3 protein-coding genes are annotated in these 3635 nt (G+C 70.1%); all 3 read left to right on the top strand.

Features of this window, described 5'->3' with window-relative positions:
* Positions 1–305 precede the first annotated feature (305 nt).
* Positions 306–479 carry a hypothetical protein gene (locus tag AX737_RS34085; RefSeq protein WP_197430452.1) on the top strand — a complete coding sequence of 58 codons (174 nt, stop codon included), beginning with the start codon at positions 306–308 and terminating at the stop codon, positions 477–479.
* Positions 480–617: 138 nt separating this feature from the next.
* A complete protein-coding gene (locus tag AX737_RS03950; protein ID WP_066919183.1) occupies positions 618–1994 on the top strand; it encodes an MdtA/MuxA family multidrug efflux RND transporter periplasmic adaptor subunit in 1377 nt (458 codons plus the stop codon).
* Positions 1995–2082: 88 nt separating this feature from the next.
* Positions 2083–3635: efflux RND transporter permease subunit (locus AX737_RS03945; protein ID WP_156453518.1), on the top strand; the 1553-nt coding region annotated here is incomplete at its 3' end.

Here is a 3635-nt window from a genome sequence, read left to right as displayed (position 1 = left end):
GCCCCGGCCTTATCACGGGCGTGCCGCAGCCGTGAACCGGAGCGCGAAGGTGCGCCACCGCACGTTGCACCGGCTGCCACCCGCCGGGCCCTGCTGACGATTGTTGACTTTCATCAGTCGTGAGCCAATTGTCCTGACACACGGCTGGGACGGCGCTTCTCGGGGCGGGACTTTGCCCCCTCGTCCAGCCTTGATGAAGCGCCGCTCCGGGCGTGGATAGGGCCGCCAATCCGTTGGCGGCCCTTTTCGCGTCCGCGCCGGATCCGGGCTAGAAGGGCGATGACCTGCAACCTTCGCGGACGCCGATGCGGATCTGCCTGCTCTTCGCCCTCGCGGCCGGCCTGCTGGGCCTCGCCCTGCGCCTTCTCCTGCCGGTGATTCCCGCCGACGCCTCCTTCCGCGAGGTGGTGCGTTACTACGGCGCGGACCGGCCGCCGGGTGAATCCGGCAATATGCGCGAAACGTCGGCGCCGTACTGACACCGTATTGGTCGGGCACCGCTCGCGTCGCGCCGGGCTGGGCGAGAGGATGAACCGGCCGCGACCCGCGGAGCGGTGAGAGCGACCGGGGCGTTCCGCGGGATGCAGGGTTCTTAGGCAGGCAAGTTCTCATCAGGCATGAACGAGAGTTCACCGATTCGCACCGACCGGGCGCGGGCCTTCCAGCCGGAGCCGCCCGCCTCCCCCACGCGGCGGCGCTTCCGCCCGCTGCGCTGGATGCTGCTCGTCCTGGCCCTGCTCGGCCTCAGCGCGGTCGGCCAGCGCTGGTACGAGGCGCGACAGCAAAAGCCCGAGGGCGAGGTGGCGGCGACTTCGGGCCGGGGCGGCGGACGCGGCGGGCGCGGCGCCCACGACATGCCGCAGGCGGTCGGCATCGCCGCGGTGACGACCGGCGACGTCCCGGTGGTGCTGCAGGGCCTCGGCACGGTGACGCCCTTGGCCACCGTCACCATGCGCTCGCAGATCAGCGGCTACCTCACCGAGATCGGGTTCCGCGAGGGCCAGATGGTCAAGCGGGGCGACTACCTCGCGCAGATCGATTCGCGCCCCTACGAGGCGCTGCTCGCCCAGTACCAGGGCCAGCTCGCCCGCGACCAGGCGCTGTTGCAGAACTCGCGGCTCGATCTGGAGCGCTTCCGGCGTCTCTCGCAGCAGGATTCGATCTCGAAGCAGAACGTCGATACGCAAGGGGCGCTGGTCAAGCAGAACGAGGGCACGGTAGCGGCCGACCAGGCGCTGGTCGATCAGCAACGGCTCAACATCACCTACACCCGCATCGTCTCGCCGGTGGACGGGCGCGTCGGGCTGCGCCAGGTCGATGTCGGCAACTACGTCACGGCGGGCTCCACAGCGATCGTGGTGGTGACGCAGCTCCACCCGATCTCGGTGGTGTTCACCCTGCCCGAGGACGACGTCGCCCGGGTGATGCGGCAGGTGCGGGCGGGCGCCAAGCTCACGGTGCGGGCCTACGACCGGGGCGACGCCCACGAGATCGCCACGGGCCGCCTCGACACGGTCGACAACCAGATCGACACGACGACCGGCACCGTGAAGCTGCGCGCCCTGTTCCAGAACGACGACGAGGCGCTGTTCCCGAACCAGTTCGTCAACGCCAAGCTCACCGTCGAGACGGTGAAGGACGCCCCCCTGGTGCCGAACGCCGCGCTCCTTCAGGGCACGCCCGGCACCTACGTCTACCTGATGGACGGGGACAGCAAGGTCACGGTCCGGCCGATCAAGACCGGCGAGACGGACGGAACCCGGACCGTGGTGCTCTCCGGCTTGAAGCCCGGCGACCGGGTGGTCACGGACGGCACCGATCGCCTGCGCGAGGGTGCACCCGTGCGGGTGACGAGCGGCGCGACGGCGCAGGGGGCACCGCAAGGCGAGCAGCCGGGCGAGGCCGGCCGCGCGTCCGAGGCGGCGCCGGCCCAGACGCCTGCCGGTTCGAGCGAGGGCGGGGAGCGCCGGACCCGACGGCGGCAGGCACAGTGATTCCGATGGGACGCGCGCGCATCGCCTGCGCCCCCGCCCTCCGCAGAGGGGGGAGGGAGAGCGTCGGGGGGAGGAAAGGCGTCGCGCCATGAACCCGTCCCGGCTCTTCATCCTGCGGCCGGTCGCCACCACGCTGCTGATGCTGGCGATCCTGATCGTCGGCGGGGTGTCCTACCTGAACCTGCCGGTCTCGGCCCTACCGTCCGTCGACTACCCGACGATCCAGGTCCAGACCTTCTATCCGGGCGCCAGCCCCGAGGTGATGACCTCGGCGGTGACGGCGCCGCTGGAGCGGCAGTTCGGGCAGCTCGCCAACCTCAACCAGATGACCTCGCAATCCTCGGCGGGCGCGTCCGTCATCACCCTGCAGTTCAGCCTGGATCTCGCGCTCGACATCGCCGAGCAGCAGGTGCAGGCGGCGATCAACGCGGCCGGCAACCTCTTGCCCTCGGACCTCCCCGCGCCGCCGATCTACGCCAAGGTGAACCCGGCCGACGCGCCGGTGCTGACGCTGGCGCTGACCTCCAAGACCCTGCCGCTGATCCAGGTGCGCGATCTCGCCGAGACCCGCCTCGCCCAGAAGATCAGCCAGGTCGCGGGCGTCGGGCTGGTGAGCATCTCGGGCGGGCAGCGCCCGGCCGTGCGGGTACGCTTCAACTCCCGCGCGCTCGCCGCCTACGGGCTCAACATCGACGACCTGCGCACCACCATCACCAACCTCAACGTCAACACGCCGAAGGGCAACATCGACGGGCCGAAGCAGTCCTACGCGATCAACGCCAACGACCAGATCCGCGACCCGGCCACCTACCGGGACGCCATCATCGCCTACCGCAACGGCGCGCCGGTCAGGCTCTCGGACGTGGCCGAGGTGGTCGACGCGCCCGAGAACACCAAGCTCGGCGCCTGGGCCGACGAGACCCCCGCCGTCATCCTGAACATCCAGCGCCAACCCGGCGCCAACGTCATCGCGACCGTCGACAAGATCAAGGCGCTTCTGCCCCAGCTCCAGGGCTCGATGCCGGCGGCCGTGCAGATCAGCCTGCTCACCGACCGCACCACCACGATCCGCGCCTCGGTGCACGACGTCCAGTTCGAGCTCGGCCTCGCCATCGCGCTCGTCGTGATGGTGATCTTCCTCTTCCTGCGCTCGCTCTCCGCGACGCTGATCCCGAGCCTGTCGGTGCCGCTCTCGCTGATCGGGGCGCTGCCGGTGATGGACCTCTACGGCTTCTCCCTCGACAACCTCTCGCTGATGGCGCTCACCATCGCGACGGGCTTCGTGGTGGACGATGCCATCGTGGTGATCGAGAACATCGCCCGCCACGTCGAAGAGGGCGAGTCGCCGCTGGAGGCGGCGCTCAAGGGCTCGCGCGAGATCGGCTTCACCATCATCTCGCTCACCGTGTCGCTGATCGCGGTGCTGATCCCGCTCCTGTTCATGGGCGACGTGGTCGGGCGCCTGTTCCACGAATTCGCCATCACGCTGGCGGCCACCATCGTGATCTCGGCGGTGGTCTCGCTGACGCTGGTGCCGATGCTCTGCGCGCGGCTGCTCAAGCACGAGCCGGAGCCGCGGGCGCACAAGCGCGAGGGCCGGCTCGTGCTTGAGCAGCCGCGCGCAGAGCATCGGCACCAGCG

The organism is Methylobacterium sp. CCH5-D2, from assembly GCF_001556475.1.
Lineage (GTDB): Bacteria > Pseudomonadota > Alphaproteobacteria > Rhizobiales > Beijerinckiaceae > Methylobacterium > Methylobacterium hispanicum.
This window is presented reverse-complemented; position numbering and strand designations above follow the sequence as displayed.

Excerpts from the sequence above, each read along its gene's own strand:
- AX737_RS34085 (WP_197430452.1), top strand. The coding sequence starts at position 306 with ATGCGGATCTGCCTGCTCTTCGCCCTCGCGGCCGGCCTGCTGGGCCTC.
- AX737_RS03950 (WP_066919183.1), top strand. The coding sequence starts at position 618 with ATGAACGAGAGTTCACCGATTCGCACCGACCGGGCGCGGGCCTTCCAG.